Annotated in this window: 15 protein-coding genes and 1 tRNA gene; 8 read left to right on the top strand and 8 right to left on the bottom strand. The window is 50.3% G+C overall.

What is annotated here, in order from left to right; all coding sequences use genetic code 11:
* Positions 1–51 precede the first annotated feature (51 nt).
* The 4 genes from dicD to cspE all read left to right on the top strand — a co-directional run bounded on the left by dicD (position 52) and on the right by cspE (position 2,145).
* On the top strand, positions 52–630 hold the full coding sequence (gene dicD, locus RIN69_RS20200; RefSeq protein ID WP_313854108.1) for a division control transcriptional repressor DicD: 579 nt from the start codon (positions 52–54) through the stop codon (positions 628–630).
* Between the two features lie 99 nt (positions 631–729).
* Positions 730–805: transfer RNA gene (locus RIN69_RS20205), tRNA-Phe, on the top strand.
* Between the two features lie 278 nt (positions 806–1,083).
* Positions 1,084–1,440, top strand: coding sequence for an MmcQ/YjbR family DNA-binding protein (locus tag RIN69_RS20210; RefSeq protein ID WP_313854109.1), 357 nt, complete (start codon positions 1,084–1,086; stop codon positions 1,438–1,440).
* Between the two features lie 492 nt (positions 1,441–1,932).
* On the top strand, positions 1,933–2,145 hold the full coding sequence (cspE, locus tag RIN69_RS20215; RefSeq protein WP_313854110.1) for a transcription antiterminator/RNA stability regulator CspE: 213 nt from the start codon (positions 1,933–1,935) through the stop codon (positions 2,143–2,145).
* Between the two features lie 248 nt (positions 2,146–2,393).
* Here the strand turns inward: cspE and RIN69_RS20220 are convergent, their stop codons facing one another.
* Together RIN69_RS20220 and RIN69_RS20225 are read right to left on the bottom strand one after the other, a co-directional pair.
* Positions 2,394–3,425 carry a methionine synthase gene (locus tag RIN69_RS20220; protein ID WP_313854112.1) on the bottom strand — a complete coding sequence of 344 codons (1,032 nt, stop codon included), beginning with the start codon at positions 3,423–3,425 and terminating at the stop codon, positions 2,394–2,396.
* A gap of 27 nt (positions 3,426–3,452) precedes the next feature.
* On the bottom strand, positions 3,453–4,436 hold the full coding sequence (locus tag RIN69_RS20225) for a DUF1852 domain-containing protein (protein ID WP_313854115.1): 984 nt from the start codon (positions 4,434–4,436) through the stop codon (positions 3,453–3,455).
* A 639-nt stretch (positions 4,437–5,075) separates the two neighbouring features.
* Between RIN69_RS20225 and RIN69_RS20230 the strand changes: the two genes are divergently transcribed.
* The gene (locus RIN69_RS20230) at positions 5,076–6,470 is read left to right on the top strand and encodes an MFS transporter (RefSeq protein WP_313854116.1); all 1,395 of its coding nucleotides are present in this window, start codon (positions 5,076–5,078) and stop codon (positions 6,468–6,470) included.
* Positions 6,451–7,410 carry a 2-hydroxyacid dehydrogenase gene (locus RIN69_RS20235; RefSeq protein ID WP_313854117.1) on the top strand — a complete coding sequence of 320 codons (960 nt, stop codon included), beginning with the start codon at positions 6,451–6,453 and terminating at the stop codon, positions 7,408–7,410. The genes RIN69_RS20230 and RIN69_RS20235 overlap by 20 nt, the downstream gene beginning before the upstream one ends.
* 111 nt (positions 7,411–7,521) lie before the next feature.
* On the opposite strand, the gene RIN69_RS20240 is transcribed toward RIN69_RS20235, so the two are convergent.
* Positions 7,522–8,667: a lactonase family protein gene (locus tag RIN69_RS20240; protein ID WP_313854118.1), complete on the bottom strand. Its 1,146-nt coding sequence runs from the start codon at positions 8,665–8,667 to the stop codon at positions 7,522–7,524.
* A gap of 335 nt (positions 8,668–9,002) precedes the next feature.
* Positions 9,003–11,219, bottom strand: coding sequence for a ferric-rhodotorulic acid/ferric-coprogen receptor FhuE (gene fhuE, locus RIN69_RS20245; protein ID WP_313854121.1), 2,217 nt, complete (start codon positions 11,217–11,219; stop codon positions 9,003–9,005).
* Between the two features lie 422 nt (positions 11,220–11,641).
* Here fhuE and yghU point away from each other — a divergent pair, with 422 nt between their 5' ends.
* Positions 11,642–12,508: a glutathione-dependent disulfide-bond oxidoreductase gene (gene yghU, locus RIN69_RS20250; protein WP_313854122.1), complete on the top strand. Its 867-nt coding sequence runs from the start codon at positions 11,642–11,644 to the stop codon at positions 12,506–12,508.
* A gap of 135 nt (positions 12,509–12,643) precedes the next feature.
* Positions 12,644–13,102, top strand: a complete 459-nt coding sequence (locus tag RIN69_RS20255) for a MarR family winged helix-turn-helix transcriptional regulator (RefSeq protein ID WP_313854124.1) — start codon at positions 12,644–12,646, stop codon at positions 13,100–13,102.
* A gap of 13 nt (positions 13,103–13,115) precedes the next feature.
* On the opposite strand, the gene fsa is transcribed toward RIN69_RS20255, so the two are convergent.
* Genes fsa through RIN69_RS20275 form a run of 4 tightly spaced genes read right to left on the bottom strand, consistent with a single transcriptional unit; the run spans position 13,116 to position 15,831 of the window.
* On the bottom strand, positions 13,116–13,778 hold the full coding sequence (gene fsa, locus RIN69_RS20260) for a fructose-6-phosphate aldolase (RefSeq protein WP_313854127.1): 663 nt from the start codon (positions 13,776–13,778) through the stop codon (positions 13,116–13,118).
* Positions 13,779–13,795: 17 nt separating this feature from the next.
* On the bottom strand, positions 13,796–15,055 hold the full coding sequence (locus tag RIN69_RS20265; RefSeq protein WP_313854129.1) for a PTS ascorbate transporter subunit IIC: 1,260 nt from the start codon (positions 15,053–15,055) through the stop codon (positions 13,796–13,798).
* 21 nt (positions 15,056–15,076) lie between these two features.
* Positions 15,077–15,364, bottom strand: coding sequence for a PTS sugar transporter subunit IIB (locus RIN69_RS20270; RefSeq protein ID WP_313854131.1), 288 nt, complete (start codon positions 15,362–15,364; stop codon positions 15,077–15,079).
* Between the two features lie 23 nt (positions 15,365–15,387).
* On the bottom strand, positions 15,388–15,831 hold the full coding sequence (locus RIN69_RS20275) for a PTS sugar transporter subunit IIA (RefSeq protein WP_313854132.1): 444 nt from the start codon (positions 15,829–15,831) through the stop codon (positions 15,388–15,390).
* Between the last annotated feature and the right edge of the window lie 121 nt (positions 15,832–15,952).

Genomic DNA, 15,952 nt, shown 5'->3' on the forward strand with positions numbered 1-15,952 from the left:
GTGAATCCCGGCCTGACGCCGGATGAGGAATGCATACAAGAGGAGTTTCACTTGCAACGTGAACAAATACTCGAGCATGCGCTAAACGTGCTCGAGCAGAACGGCCTGGCCGCCACCACATCTTTATCGATGCTGGCTGGCAATGTCGATATCCCGCAGGAACAGCTGCAGCGCTTCTGGCCCGATCGCGACGCCCTGCTCTATGACGCATTACGCTTTCATGGTCAGCAGATTGATAACTGGCGACACCAGCTGCTGCTGGATGAGACGCTTAACGCCGAAGAGAAACTGCTGGCACGCTACAAAGTGCTGGAAGAGTCTGTCGGTAATGGGCGCTTTCCCGGCTGCCTGTTTATCGCCGCCTGCAGTTTTTACCCGCAGACCGACCATCCGATTCACCAGCTTGCCGAGCAGCAAAAACGCGCCTCCTGGCAATATACCCATCAGTTGCTGACTGAGCTGGAGACCGATAACCCAACGCTGGTTGCCGAGCAGATGGAGCTGATTCTGGAAGGCTGCCTGAGTAAGCTGCTGGTCAAGCGCAATGTACAGGATGTCGCAACCGCTTACCGGCTGGCGGAAGATGTGCTGCGATTTGCACTGTGTCGTAAAAACGGCGCATTGACCTGAGCATTATTCATCCCGAATGACTGAAAATCAGCCAGTCAGCGTGTTTTTCGCAGAAAGCCGTTGACGCCACACGACCTTTACGGTTTAATGCGCCCCGTTGCCCGAATAGCTCAGTCGGTAGAGCAGGGGATTGAAAATCCCCGTGTCCTTGGTTCGATTCCGAGTTCGGGCACCATATTTAAAGAAACCCGCCTCTGGCGGGTTTTTTGCTTTATAGCGCTCAACGGGATCGCTCCTCTTTGATGCCCCCCAGCCATTCTGTTCACTTTACCTGTTTAAAACCGCCAATAAACACGACTCTCATCGCCCTGAATACCTTGTAGATTGATCACCACCAGGCTGCATATGAAGTCGCAGATTAGATTGATTTTACGGAACCCGCAGCTACCCTATGTACTTATCGGAAACCCAGCCTGCATACATTCAGAAATTACCTCAAGACAGATAATCACTATGAAAAGAGAAACGCTGTTTAAATATGCCCGTGAACACTATAAGTCCGAGCCAGAATTTTTATGGCGCAATCTCCCTGGCTATGCAGTTCTGCGCCACCATAATGGTGGAAAGTGGTTCGGGCTGGTAATGAATGTGCCTGGCTCCAGACTGGGTCTCAAGACCGATGAGGTAGTCGATGTTCTTGAGGTTAAGGTCAGGCCAGAACACAGTGGGTCTTTGCGCAAAAAGGACGGGATTTTACCGGCTTACCATATGAATAAAGAGCACTGGATAAGCATAGTGCTTTCAGGTCCGTTATCGCAGAAAGAGATCCACGATCTGCTGGCTGAAAGTCATGAACTGACCTCGGGTTGAATGCCGACCTGCCCCTTCAGCCATCAGCCATCAGCCATCAGCCACCAATAATTTCCAGAATATGAGAATTGGGACGGCCAGGTCCCAATTCCATAAACAAACAGACTTTCCATACTTCCTCCAGTAACCAGAATTGAAAAACGCTATTTTATTATTCTTTAAATAAGTCTTAATGATTAATATTGAGGGGTGAGCGCCTGCTGTTGTCGTAGCTTGCATCCGCCTTGACTTTAGCAGCCGTACAGCCATCTGAATGTTTAAGCGGTTAAAATAAAAAACATAAACCTTGCTAAAATAATATCTCTATGTCTTAATAACGCCATCGGTTTGGAATACAGACCTTATGAAAGCAGTTTTAGTAAAGCAGTCCTCAGTTCAGGTGTTATCCACAGATACCCTTCTTCGTGAGCCTCCTCCTAAGTGCCAAATAAGTAACTCTAAATACAGGCCATCATCGCCGCTCTTAGTGGCTCATTAATTAAGGAAGTATCTATGTCTAATAAAATGACTGGTTTAGTAAAATGGTTTAATTCTGATAAAGGTTTTGGCTTTATCACTCCGAACGACGGCAGTAAGGACGTATTTGTCCATTTCTCTGCTATCCAGAGTGACAACTACAAAACACTTGATGAAGGTCAGCAGGTCTCCTTCACCATTGAAAATGGCGCTAAAGGCCCTGCGGCTGGAAACGTCACAGCGCTGTAAGACGCGCTAATTATCAGTGACGCTTACAATAGCGATGAAGACAATAGTCTGAGCAGTTAAGCGCTGATAATAAAATGAACCCGCCTGGTGCGGGTTTTTTATTACCCTGATTTCACCGTTAAGGATTCACTTTATTGCCGCGATGGCCGTTATCGCTCAGTCCGGTTAAGGGTCTGGGGTAGTAGGCGATCGATCCGATCGCTCAACCCAGACAGCGTTCTGTTTAACCGCTCGTATATCCAGCGACGTTATTTAGCCAGCAGCTCTTTTCTGACGATTTCAGCACCTGCGCTTAAGGCATCCAGCTTGCCTCTTGCGACTCCACGAGGTAAAGGAATCATGCCGCAGTTGGTGCAAGGATAAAGCTTGTCGGCGTCGACAAACTGCAGGGCTTTTCGCAGCGTAGCCGCGACTTCCTCTGGCGTCTCAACGGTATTGGTTGCCACGTCAATAGCGCCAACCATCACCTTTTTACCCCGGATCAGCTCCATCAGTTCCATCGGAACATGGGAGTTTTGACATTCCAGTGAAATGATATCGATATTAGATTTTTGCAGTTTTGGAAAAATCTCTTCATATTGGCGCCACTCTGTACCCAGCGTTTTTTTCCAGTCGGTATTGGCTTTGATGCCATAGCCGTAGCAAATATGCACAGCGGTTTCACATTTAAGCCCTTCAATAGCTCTTTCTAACGTGGCAATTCCCCAGTCATTTACCTCATCAAAGAACACATTAAATGCTGGCTCATCAAACTGGATAATATCGACGCCGACGGCCTCTAATTCTTTGGCTTCTTCATTGAGAATTTTAGCGAATTCCCAGGCGAGTTTTTCGCGACTTTTATAGTGATTATCATAAAGCGTATCGATCATCGTCATCGGCCCAGGCAGAGCCCATTTAATAGGTTGGCTGGTTTGCTGACGTAAAAATTTGGCATCTTCAACAAAAACAGACTTTTGACGGCTCACAGGGCCAACCACTGTCGGCACGCTCGCTTCGTAACGATTACGAATTTTAACCGTCTCACGCTTTTCGAAATCCACTCCGCTGAGGTGCTCAATAAACGTCGTGACAAAATGTTGACGCGTTTGCTCGCCATCACTGACAATATCAATACCAGCTTGTTGCTGATCTTCCAGGCACAGACGCAGAGCATCTTGTCTGCCGTCAATTAATTCCTGACCTTCTAATTTCCACGGTGACCAAAGTGTCTCAGGTTGTGCGAGCCATGAGGGCTTCGGTAAACTGCCAGCGGTTGAAGTGGGTAATAATTTTTTCATAATAGATGACCTTGTATTTTTGACTAATCAAAGAACGGAATGAGCAGACCATTGTTCAAGAACCGTTTGGTAGGGTTTGATGAAGTGTTCTTCAGTAAACTTCCCCTGCTCAACCGCCAACTGGCTACGTTCTTCTCTGTCATAAACAATTCGGGTTAAAGAATAATCCTGGAAATTCAGACTAGGCTGATACTGTTTTCCTGCTGCGGAATTAGCATTATAAATTTCAGGCCGATAAATTTTTTGGAACGTCTCCATCGTGCTGATGGTACTGATAAGCTCAAGATCGGTGTAATCAGTAAGTAAATCGCCAGTAAAATAAAAAGCCAATGGCGCAACACTGTTTTCAGGCATGAAATAGCGAGCCCGCAATCCCATTTTTGCGAAATACTCATCAGTCAAAGAAGGTACATCCTGCTGATATTCGACGCCTAATACAGGATGTTGATTACCCGTACGGTAATAGACATTCTTACTAGAAACACTCAGGCATATAACCGGATTTTTTTTAAAGTTCGCTTTATAAACATCTGAGTTAATGAAGCATTTAAAAATATTGCCATGTAATTCACCAAAGTTATCCGGCAGACTAAACTTGGGTTGATTATTATTGTGTTCTGGCAGTAAAACGCTAAAATCATAATCTCGCACGTATGAGGAAAAATTATTTCCTACAATGCCTTCAATGCGTTGGTTGGTTTTTTTATCAACGATATTCGTTTTTAATATTTCAATCACCGGGAAGGTATCGTCCCTGCCTTCGACATTAACATTCAGCTGGGCAGTAATGATTTCAAGCTCGACAGAATAGCGATCTCCCTTGGGGTTATCCCAATGTGCCAATGAGTTGAAACGATTGTCAATCATCACCAGGGTGTTGCGTAAGTTATCCTGGCGTTTCTCACCCCTTGCCAAATTAGCAAAGTTGGTAGTGATGCGCGTGTTTTTCGAGGGATTATAATTTTCGTCGAAACGAATGCTCTTAATAGCAAATGTGAATTCTTTTTTCATTGTAATCTGACACCCTGACTTCTGATTTAAAACCTGATCTTATTGCTTGCTTTTCAGGGCTTGCGGGTTTCTTTCAGTCGTCTTCATATAGCTATAGTGAATAACAGTGTCTCTTTTATGCCTGAGTCATTGATTGAGGAAAAGTGATTTAATTTCACTGAACATGAGCTATCTTCATGATCAGGTGTACGGTCAGGGATGTGGCAAAGCAAATGTTCAGATTCAGCCACTGAAACACCTGTCGTAACACGTTAAATATGAAGATTAATCATCCTGGGTGTATCGATGATGGCCCGGCGACATACTGCACTGTGGATCGTCATCCTCAATGATTTTCACACGCTCTGAGCAGCATGCCGCAGTTTAAATCTCCTGTCAGACAGAACTTCATGTATAAAACTTCCACCCACCGCACACTCCACAAAACTCACCCGTCTCTTTTACTCAATTTGTGCGTCACCGCAAAGCCCGTTGTAACTATCTCCAGATATCCGAATGAAATACGCCAATAATTTCACCATTCGCACAATGACCAATCATTAACATGCTAACTATATTTCGTTAACAAAAGGAACGTATGCGGTATTCCTGACGATGACCAGTCCATAAGCCCTGCCTGCAATTTAAGGAGTCCGCGTTATGTTGACCAATCAGTTAGCAAGAAAAAACAGCTATGTCAGGATCTGGATATTAATGCTGATTCTGCTGCTCTCCGCCGTGGCCTATGCCGATCGCTCAATCCTTTCCATGTCCGGCTCGGCGATGAAAGATGAGTTTGGGCTATCGGCTATACAGCTGGGGTTTGTATTGTCTGCCTTTAGCTGGGCCTATGTGATCGGTCAGATCCCCGGAGGATTGTTTCTTGATCGTTTTGGCACCAAAAAGGTCTATGGCATCACGCTGGGCCTGTGGTCGCTGGCGACTCTGGCGATGGGATTTATCGGCGAGTTTGCCAGCGGGCTAAGTGGCGCGCTGATGCTGATGTTCGGCCTGCGATTTGCCCTTGGCCTGATTGAAGCGCCAAGCTTTCCGGCCAATGCCCGCGTCACTATTATGTGGTTTCCCAGCGCCGAACGTGGCCGGGCCTCATCGCTGTTCAGTTCAGCGCAGTATTTTGCCGTCGCCATTTTCTCGCCGCTGTCGGGCTGGCTGGTTTCCCGCTATGGCTGGGAATGGCCGTTCTTTGTGCTGGGAGCCATCGGGCTTATCGCCCTGCTGTTCTGGCTCGGATATATGAATGAACCACGTAAACATCCTGGCGTTTCTGCACGGGAACTGCGCCATATCGTCGACGGTGGCGGCCTGGTGGAGATCGATTCACTGCAGGAGCGAAAAGCCAAACCCCGCGTCTCACGTCAGCTGGTGAAAAAACTGTTAACCAACCGCATGCTGTGGTGCGCTTATATTGGCCAGTACTGCGTTATTGCACTGAGTTATTTCTTTATCACCTGGTTCCCGATTTATCTGGTGCAGGCACGCGGCATGAATATTCTTGATGCCGGCTTTGCTACCGTCGCTCCGGCATTATTTGGCTTCCTCGGCTCGATATCCGGCGGCTTTATTTCTGACCGGCTAATACAGCGCGGCTGGAGCCTGTCGTGGGCGCGTAAAACCCCTTATATCGTCGGTATGCTGATGGCGGCCTCGCTGATTATTGCCGCCGGGCTTAACAGCAATTTCTGGATTATTGCGGTGATGTCTTTTGCCTTTTACGGCAAGGGTGTGGCAGCCGGTGCCGGCACCTGGGCGATTATCGCTGATACCGCACCAAAAGAAGCCGTCGGGCTGGCTGGCGCATTCTTTAACGGCTTCGGCAATATTGCCGGTTTTACTACTCCCATCCTGTTCGGCGTGATTGTCGCGCTAACCGGCAGTTATGGCATCGGGCTGATTTTTGTCGGCGCGCACTGTGTGGTTGCCGCGCTGCTGTTCCTGTTTGTAATGGGCCCGATTGAACGTGTCGGCGAAGAGCAACCGTCGGCAGAGTCTGCGTATCAGCAACAAGGAAACCAACATGGCATTAAAACAGTTTAAGGTACTGATTAAAGGTCCACACCTGCCACAGCGTCTGCTCAACAATGTGGATCAGCAGTTCACCACTTATCGCTTATGGGAAGCGGCCGATCCCGAGGCGCTGCTGCGAGAGGTTGGTCCGGATATCGACGCCATTCTAACCAGCGGCAATCCGCAAATGGGGGCATCCGCCGGGCTAATCGCACGCTTGCCCAATCTGAAAGTGATTTGCAGCAATGGCGTTGGTTACGATGCTATCGATATCGCTGCGGCGCAGGCCAGAGGGATTGTGGTGACCAATACGCCCACGGTGCTTAACTCCTGCGTTGCCGACCTTGGCATGGCGCTGCTGCTGAATATTGCCCGCCGCATCAACGAAGCCGACCGCTATACCCGCGCCGGTAACTGGCAGTCACAGGGGCGCTTTGCGCCCGCCACCAAACCAGGTGGAAAGGTGTGTGGTATCCTCGGGCTTGGCAGTATTGGTCGTGAGCTGGCGCGTCGCGCCGAAGCCTTTGATATGGATATTCACTACTACAATCCCCGCTCGCGCCCGCAGGTGCCGTGGACGCGTCACGACTCACTGCTGTCTCTGGCGCAGCAATCCGACTTTCTGGTGCTGACGCTGCCCGGCGGCGCGGAGACACACCATTTGGTTAATGCGGAGGTGTTGCAGGCGCTGGGCGCTAAAGGCTATCTGATAAATATTGCACGCGGTAGCGTGGTGGATGAACAGGCGCTGATTGCCGCGCTGGATAGTGGCACCATTGCCGGAGCCGCGCTGGACGTATTTGAACATGAACCGTCAGTACCGGCGGCGCTGTTGCAGCGCGATAATGTGGTGGTGACGCCACATATTGCCAGCAGCACTGATGAAACCATGCAGGCGATGGCCGATCTGGTATTTGAAAACCTGCTGGCTTTCTCGCAAGGGGAGAAGGTGCTGACCAGGGTCTGTTAACCTGAAATGGCGGAGCGCCGGAGTAAGCACTCCGCCATTTCAACAGATTAGGATGATCGTGGCTCTGACAGTTGCGATCCACTACCGACTGCTGCGGATCGTCGCCTGACGTTACTGCTCAACCAGCGAGATCCAGTTTGCCCCTTTGCCGGTGGGATAGCGGCCAACCAGCGTCAGTGCACCAGTCGAGTCGTTAATGGTGTAGAGGGAAAGCCGATCGGATTTCTGCCCGGACTCGACCAAAAAGCGACCACTGTTATCAATAGCAAAACCACGCGGCTGCTGTTCGGTTTTGATACTGGCAAGTCGTGTCAGATGGCCATCACTGGTATCGACAGAAAACGAGGTCAACGTGCTGCTGGTGCGCTCGGTAGAATACAGAAAGCGACCATTCGGAGTGATATGAATATCGGCCTGCCAGATACGCGGCTTGTTTGACGGCGGCAGCTTATCACCGTTCAGCGGCTGTGCTTCGCCGCGCTGCATATCTTCGTCAGGTGAGACCGAACTGACCGCTTCTGCTTCAGTGGCGGTGCCGTCTTTATTCAGCGTCAGGCGAGTAATATTGCCGGCCATCTCGGTCAGAACATACATATTGCGTTTGCCCTGCCGATCCGGCTGCGGAGCCATCACGAAATGTCGCGGGCCGGTGGCGGCTTCATCCTGAATATTGATAAACGGTGGATCGTTCGGCGTCACTTTGCCGGTTACCGCATCAAAATGGTATTGCAGCAGCTGATCGGCCCCAAGCAGCGTGACATAAAGATAATGATTAGTGGGATCAACCTGGATCGCGTGGGCGCGCTTGCCGGTATGAACAACCTGTACCGGTTTTTCCTCCACCAGCCCATTGCTGCCGATACGGTTGATACTGAACAGATCACCACCGTAGGAGGCGCTCAGTAGAAATTTCCCCTGCTTATCGAGAGAGAGATAAGCCATGCTCTCCGGCAGCGTTGTCTGCCCGGCCTTCTCCAGCTTGCCATCCGGCTGAATATGATACGCCACCACGTGATAAGGCTTGCTGCGTACCGAGACGTAGAGCATTTTGTTATCCGGCGACACCACCGAAGACATCGCGTTATCTCCGGCCGGGAACGTGCCGATCGGGATCAGTGTTTTATTCGCTTTGTCCAGCTGATAGCCAGTCACCGTGCCGCTTTCAGCGTTAGAAACATATACCAGACTCTGCGCCTGAGCCGCAGCGGCCAGCGTCATTATTGACAGTAATGCACCCGCATAAAGTCGTTTTTTCATTGTTTTGTCCTTTTGCCATTCTGTAGGGGGAGGTAAGCAGGATTAACAGTGGGTGGAAACACTTTATATAGCTCAGCGGCATTGTCATCGCTAAGTGACTGAGATTTTTACTGCCCTGCATCAACAGCCTGGCTGTTTCTTCCCGTTCTTCCAGGGAAAACATGCGTTTGAGACCGAATTGCCCCAGATAGCCGGGCCAGGCCACTCCAGCAGGGAGAATCACCGCCGGTTAGTCGTCGGCGGCAGATGATTAGGTTGTATAGCCATGCAGCAGTTGAATAAAGAGAAGTAAAATCAGGATCGGATGCCTTATCCTTAAGGCACCCGATTTAACATCAGAAGCTGTAGTTGGCCGTTACCGACAGATTACGTGGCGCGCCGTAAATCACTGAACGGCTTACCGAAGTATCGTAAGTTTTGTCGAACAGGTTGTTGACGTTGGCCTGCACCGACAGCTGTTTCGTCACCTGATAGCGGCTGAACAGGCTAACCAGTGCATAGCTACCCTGCTCGGCATACAAGGTGCCGTTGCCATCCGGGCCTTCAACATGATCCCATACGTGGGTCTGCCAGTTGACCCCGCCGCCAACGGTAAGATCCTGCAGCATTGGCAAACGATAGCTGGTAAACAGTTTCAGCGTGGTACGCGGCAGCGTTGGATTAACCGCTTCTCCCTGGTTATCTTCAGCAACATAGCGCGTGGCGCCGAACGTCATTTGCAGATTATCAGTCACCGCGCCGTTGATTTCGAATTCAATGCCTTTGCTGACGGTACCCTGAGCACCATAGTAAGCCGTGTCGTTGGTGCCCGGAATAATCGATCCGGTGCTTTGCGCCACGTTATCCTGCTCAATACGGAACACCGCCAGCGAGGTGGTCAGACGACTGTTCAGCCAGTCCGCTTTCACACCGGTCTCGTAGTTTTTGCCGGTAACCGGAGAGAGATAGCTGCCGTTGATGTCACGATACGACTGCGGGTTGAAGATTGAGGTGTAGCTGGCATAAGCGGACCAGGTATCATTGATGTCGTAAATCAGGCCGGTATAAGGAGAGATATTATTTTTCTCCATATCCACCGTCATAGTGCTGGTGCTCCACCTGGTGTAGCGCGCGCCGACAATCAGATGCAACGGGTCCGCCAGCGAGACGCGGGTAGCAATATAAGCGGATTTTTGATGGATCGTATCATCCTGTGCAACGTTCTGCTCGCCCCACGCGGTCTCAGGATAATGGCTGTTCCAGTTATTGAAATCACCCACATCTTCCGGGCTAAGGTTGGCCCAAGAGTTAACGTAGCGGTTCTTCTGCTGGCTGTAGCTGACACCCGCCATCAGTTCATGCTGACGCCCCAGCAGTTCATAAGGACCAGAGGCAAAAGCATCAACTGCATTAACCTTACGCTTACCGGAGTTCCAGCCGGTTCCACCGACCACCGGATAATTAGCATACGGGCTAACGCCAATACCGGTAGTTTTATCGAAGTAGCCGTCGATATAGAGCATTTTACTGTCGAAATCGACTTCGGTGTGGGCACCGTTAACCGTGAACTGCCAACCATTATCAAAACTTTGTTTCAGGCTGGCGAAGACTTTTTTCGACGTTTTATCACTGAATGCCCAGTCAGGCGCGGTACTAAAGCTGCGGTCATAATGGGTTTTGCTGCCGTCACTATACCAGCGTGGCATGCCGCCCCAGGTTGGGTTATTAACGTTAGTTTCCTGATAGTCATAGCCCAGCGACAGGGTGGTCGAATCCGTCAGGTCAGCATCAATGATGCCATAAAGGAATTTCTTCTTACTGTTATAACGGTCGATCCAGCTGTCATTATCCTGATACCCGGCAACCACACGTCCACGCACATCACCTGATTCGCTCAAAGGTGCGGACAGATCGGCAACATAACGCTGTTTATCCCAGCTACCGTAACTGGCGGAAACATTCCCGACAAATTCACGGCTGTTGGCATGCTTACGCACCATGTTTACCGAAGCCGACGGATTACCAGCGCCGGTCATCAGGCCGGTGGCACCGCGCACCACTTCAATACGTTCATAAATGGCAGTATCGGAAAGCGCGTCACCTAAATTCCAGCGTTCTTCAAACTGGGTCGGAATGCCATCGACCATATAATTATCAATTAAAAAACCACGGGAATAGAACGTGCTGCGGTCAGAGTCCGCCACTTTTTCCGTCACGCCGGTGGTATTTTTCAGCACTTCACCCAGCGTCTGCAGTTGCTGATCTTCCATGCGCTGCTGGCTGATAATACTGACCGACTGTGGCGTATCGCGCGCGGTCAGCAACATTTTTGTTCCGGCACGAGTGAGCGGCGGATTGTAATCGCTATTCTCGGGGCTGGCTTCATCGGCAGTGACGGCATCCACCGTTAAGGTTTCTTCTTTTTTTGGCGTGGTTTCCGCTGCCGTGGCATAAGGTAGCGGTAAAGCAGTGGCGACAAGCACTGCAAGTAGCGAAAGGGATGGCGGGTTGACGTTGACCAACGCGCAAGCGCTGACGAGATTTATCCTGTTACTGCCTGAAGCAAAAAACATTATTCACCCTTAAAACACTTTATTATTTTTAATTATCTGGACGACCGCTGCCGCCGTTTCTGGCTACAGAAACGTCACGCATTCGGTCAGGTTTTCCCTGTGGCAGTAACGATTTCTGCCATAACAGCGCTGCGCATCTCAGCGTATTTCCCTGTAGCTATCACCACTGCTTACTGGTGTTTTTTGGAATCTTTTGGAGTGAATGACCAGTAAAGCGAATGAGAAGTATAATCATTTTGATTATTCATGTAAAAGGATGTGACAGCGTCGGCGAGGTTAAATTTTTTCATCTTTAAGCACTGTCCTGCGACCCTACCACTACCGCTACTGCCAATCCCTCATGCGGTTAAATCTGCTGATGCCAGAGTGCTACACTCAAACACGGAAAAACACTCAACTCTCAGCAAAGGCAGGTCATTATCATGGCGGAAAATAACTATCAGCCTCCTAAAGTCTGGAGCTGGAACCAACAGGACGGCGGCAACTGGTCCAGTATCAATCGTCCGATTGCCGGACCGACGCATGAGTCCGCACTACCCTCAGGTAAACATCCGCTACAGCTCTATTCGCTGGGCACGCCTAACGGTCAGAAAGTGACGATTCTGCTGGAAGAGCTGCTGGCGCTGAATGTCAGTGGCGCAGAATATGATGCGCATCTGATTCGCATCGGCGAAGGCGACCAGTTCTCCAGCGGCTTTGTTGATGTGAACCCGAACTCCAAAATCCCGGCACTGCTTGACTGCTCGACCAATCCGCCAACGCGCGTTTTCGAATCTGGTGCCATCCTGCTGTATCTGGCAGAGAAGTTCGGGCACTTTGTCCCGAAAAACCCGGCAGCGCGTACTGAAGTGCTCAACTGGCTGTTCTGGCTGCAAGGCTCTGCACCTTATCTGGGCGGTGGTTTCGGCCATTTCTATCACTACGCGCCAGAGAAGATCGAATACGCGGTTAATCGCTTTACGATGGAAGCCAAGCGCCAGCTGGATGTGCTGAATCGTCAGCTGGCTGAGCATCGTTATATTGCGGGAGAAGATTATTCGATCGCTGATATCGCAATCTGGCCGTGGTATGGCAACCTGGTATTGGGCGGGCTGTATGAAGCCGCCGAATTTATTGATGCGGCGTCGTATACCCACCTGCAACGCTGGGCAAAAGAAATTGAACAACGCCCGGCGGTACAGCGTGGTCGCATCGTCAACCGCACCACCGGCGAGCTCTCGCAACAGCTGCACGAACGCCACGATGCCAGCGATTTCGAGCTGCGCACTGAAGATAAGCGTCAGTCATAATTTTCGGGCTGCGAAGCCTCTTATCTGCACAAGGGGCGGCGTTATTGTCGCTCCTTATCTCCCCGCAGCAGCCAGCCAGCGCACAACGAGGAAATTCGCTTGCAATCAGGTAGTGCCCTACCTATATTTTCAGCTATGACAACACCTACAAATAATTCAAACCCGGATGAAGCCCCGCTGCTGTTGGATCAACAGCTCTGCTTTGCCCTCTATTCCGCCAATCTGGCGCTGCACAAACTTTACCGGCAGCTACTGGCAAAACTTGAACTGACCTATCCGCAATATCTGGTGATGATGGTGCTGTGGGAGAAGGATGATGTGACGGTTTCAGAGATCGGTGAACGTCTGTTTCTTGATTCCGCTACGCTGACGCCGCTGCTGAAGCGCCTTGAAGCGGCTGGCATGCTCCACCGCCAGCGCTCAAGACAGGACGAACGCCAGGTGGTGGTAACATTAAGTGAGCAGGGTCGCCAGTTGCGCCAGCAAGCCACGACGATTCCGGAATCGATACATTGTGCGGCGGCCTGTGATGCCGGGACCCTGCAAGAGTTGAAACAACAACTGGAAACGCTGCGCGATAACCTCAACGGCTAAGCGCATTCACTGATTACAGCGCCAGAGTACCAAACGCCGCTGACCAGTCGTGGTCGAAACGTTTCAGGGCATCATCGACTGCCGGATCCAGTAAAAACATCTCTGCTACCTGCGGGTCAACGGTAATCGCCTGACAACCTGCCAGCATGCAGTCAAGCACCTGACGCGGAGTACGGAAACTGGCTGCCAGCACTTTGCTGTCAGGGCAATGCAGGCCGATCAGTTTCTGTAGCTCGGTGACCAGCCCAATGCCATCACCGCCCTGGCTGTCAATGCGATTCACATAAGGCGCGATATAACTGGCTCCGGCCAGCGCAGCAAAGAAACCCTGCCCCGCACCGTAGACCGCCGTGCCCAAAGTCGGAATATTGAGCTGAGTCAGTTGCTTAATGGCGTTAAGCCCGTTGTGCGTTACCGGCACTTTTACTACCAGCTCAGGAATCACCTCCCGCAGTTTTAGCGCCTCTTCCACCATCGCTGCCGGTTCTCTGGCAATGACCTGGGCAAACAGCGTGCTGTCAGCCGGCAGCAACGATGCCAGTTCCTCGAGTACACTAGTAATGTCGCGCTTACCGCGCGCGACAATGCTGGGATTGGTAGTGACACCTTTAATCGGTAACACCGCCGCCAGGCGTTTCACCTCAGCGACATCTGCCGTATCTAAATAAAATTCCATCGTTTATCTCCGATAGCTTAGCGGACAATCAGTCCGAGCAGGATCCCGATAACACCAAAATCTGAGTCACTGAAGGTCGTATTCGCCAGACCAATACTGCCCAGAACCGGCAACAGGAACACCGGCAGGAAAGTGATCAGCAAGCCATTGGCAAATGAACCCAGAATCGCACCGCGTCTGCCGCCAGTGGCGTTGCCGAATACCCCAGCCGCCGCGCCGACAAAGAAGTGCGGCACCACGCCCGGAATAATCACCGTCATATTCAACGCGTACAGCAGAAACATACCGAGCACGCCGGCCGCAAAGCTGCTGAGGAAGCCGACCAGTACGGCATTCGGTGCATAGGGAAACACTACCGGACAATCGAGCGCCGGCTTGGCGTTCGGTACCAGTTTGTCAGAGATACCTTTAAATGCCGGAACAATCTCAGCAATCACCATTCTTACGCCCTGCAGCACGATATAGACACCTGCAGCAAAGGTAATGGATTGCATCAGAGAAAACATAAACCAGTTCTTACCACCGGCGTTCATCTCTTTTACCGCCGACGGACCGGCCACCAGACAAGTAACAATAAAGATAAAGAACATGGTGAAGGCAATGGCAACCGGCGTATCGCGCAGAAACAGCAGGCTTTTCGGAACATCCATATCTTCCGTGGATTTCTCTTTATTGCCGAACTTGCTGCCAATAAATGCCGAAAGAAGTTGAGAAATTGCCGAAAAATGGCCGAAAGCGACATCATCCGAACCGGTAACTTTTTTCATATAAGGATGAATAATCGCCGGTGAGATCACCATTGCAAGCCCCACCACAATCGATCCAACGGCAATCAGCGTGGCGCCTTGCAAGCCGGCAGTCGCCAGAATAACCGCCACCATCATCGACATAAAGAGCGTGTGGTGCCCGGTCAGGAAGATAAATTTCAGTGGCGTAAAGCGCGCAATTGCAATGTTTATCACCATAGCGAAGAACATAATCATCGCCATCTCGGTGCCGAAACTCTTCTGCGCAACGGCAACAATCGCTTCGTTATTTGGCACCACTCCGGCAATGCCGAACGCGTGATGGAATATCACCGCAAAGTCGCCCAGAGAAGAGACGATTAATCCAGCACCGGCGCCGAGAATAACAAAACCCATGACGGTTTTAACCGTGCCTTTAATACATTCTGTCACTGGCTTTTTTTGCGCAATCAGACCAATAAGCGCAATCAGACCGACTAATATCGAGGGCTCAGCCAGTACATCACTCATCAAAAAACGGAAAAATTCCATTTTGACCTCCAGCAGTTATTTTTATAACGCGCCAAGTTCAGTCAGTGCGACAGATAAACGTTCTTTCATCGCCACTTTATCCACCATGTTATTCAACGAGACGATTTTTCCCGCCACGTTCTGCGCCACCAGCTGATCAGCAATATCTTTAGTTCCGACAAAAATATCACTCGGTGTGCCCTTGGCTGAGCCTAGATCCACGTGGTCCACTTCTGCCGCCACGCCTAAATCTTTTACGATAGATTTAATACTCATTTCCATCATTAAGCTGGTGCCGAGACCGTTACCGCATACGACTGTGATTTTCATGATTTTTTTTCCCGTAGTAATGATTAATAGTTGGCAAGGATGGATAAAATTTGTTCTTTATTGGTAGCCGCCATAATGGCTTGTACATGCTGGTCATTATCAAAAAGCTGCGCCAGACTGGAAATAATCTCGATATGACTGTTACTGTCAGTTGCAGCCAGTACAATCAACAACTTAACCGGATCATTTCCTTCTGAATTAAATGTCACCCCGTCTTTTATCAGCGTTAAACAAAGCGACAAGCGATTAACGCCCTCTTCAGGCCGCGCGTGCGGCATGGCAATGCCCGGCCCCACCACGTAATAAGGGCCAATCGCTTCATGTGAACGATAAATCGCATCAATATAAGATGGCTCAATGGCCTTGCTGAGCAGCAGAGGCTGACAAGATTTGGCGACTGCATCACGCCAGTCCTGGCAACTTTCAAGGATTTGTACGGTTTCTGATGTGAGTAATTGATTCAACATTGGCCGATACCTGTTTTTTATTAATCTGCCAGCAGACTAAAGTAACAGGCGGCGCAAAAATGTGATGGTTGTCAAAATTGGTATCGCTAACAGTTATAATTATCATCAATTGTGATCTGTC

It is taken from the genome of Winslowiella toletana, assembly GCF_032164335.1.
Taxonomy (GTDB): Bacteria; Pseudomonadota; Gammaproteobacteria; order Enterobacterales; family Enterobacteriaceae; genus Erwinia; species Erwinia toletana_A.

Bases quoted from the DNA above. Each gene is read 5' to 3' on its own strand.
- RIN69_RS20275 (WP_313854132.1), bottom strand. From the start codon at position 15,831: ATGTTGAATCAATTACTCACATCAGAAACCGTACAAATCCTTGAAAGT.
- RIN69_RS20270 (WP_313854131.1), bottom strand. From the start codon at position 15,364: ATGAAAATCACAGTCGTATGCGGTAACGGTCTCGGCACCAGCTTAATG.
- fsa (WP_313854127.1), bottom strand. From the start codon at position 13,778: ATGGAATTTTATTTAGATACGGCAGATGTCGCTGAGGTGAAACGCCTG.
- yghU (WP_313854122.1), top strand. From the start codon at position 11,642: ATGGCGGAAAATAACTATCAGCCTCCTAAAGTCTGGAGCTGGAACCAA.
- fhuE (WP_313854121.1), bottom strand. From the start codon at position 11,219: ATGTTTTTTGCTTCAGGCAGTAACAGGATAAATCTCGTCAGCGCTTGC.
- RIN69_RS20235 (WP_313854117.1), top strand. From the start codon at position 6,451: ATGGCATTAAAACAGTTTAAGGTACTGATTAAAGGTCCACACCTGCCA.
- RIN69_RS20230 (WP_313854116.1), top strand. From the start codon at position 5,076: ATGTTGACCAATCAGTTAGCAAGAAAAAACAGCTATGTCAGGATCTGG.
- cspE (WP_313854110.1), top strand. From the start codon at position 1,933: ATGTCTAATAAAATGACTGGTTTAGTAAAATGGTTTAATTCTGATAAA.
- RIN69_RS20220 (WP_313854112.1), bottom strand. From the start codon at position 3,425: ATGAAAAAATTATTACCCACTTCAACCGCTGGCAGTTTACCGAAGCCC.
- RIN69_RS20255 (WP_313854124.1), top strand. From the start codon at position 12,644: ATGACAACACCTACAAATAATTCAAACCCGGATGAAGCCCCGCTGCTG.
- RIN69_RS20225 (WP_313854115.1), bottom strand. From the start codon at position 4,436: ATGAAAAAAGAATTCACATTTGCTATTAAGAGCATTCGTTTCGACGAA.
- RIN69_RS20210 (WP_313854109.1), top strand. From the start codon at position 1,084: ATGAAAAGAGAAACGCTGTTTAAATATGCCCGTGAACACTATAAGTCC.
- RIN69_RS20240 (WP_313854118.1), bottom strand. From the start codon at position 8,667: ATGAAAAAACGACTTTATGCGGGTGCATTACTGTCAATAATGACGCTG.
- RIN69_RS20265 (WP_313854129.1), bottom strand. From the start codon at position 15,055: ATGGAATTTTTCCGTTTTTTGATGAGTGATGTACTGGCTGAGCCCTCG.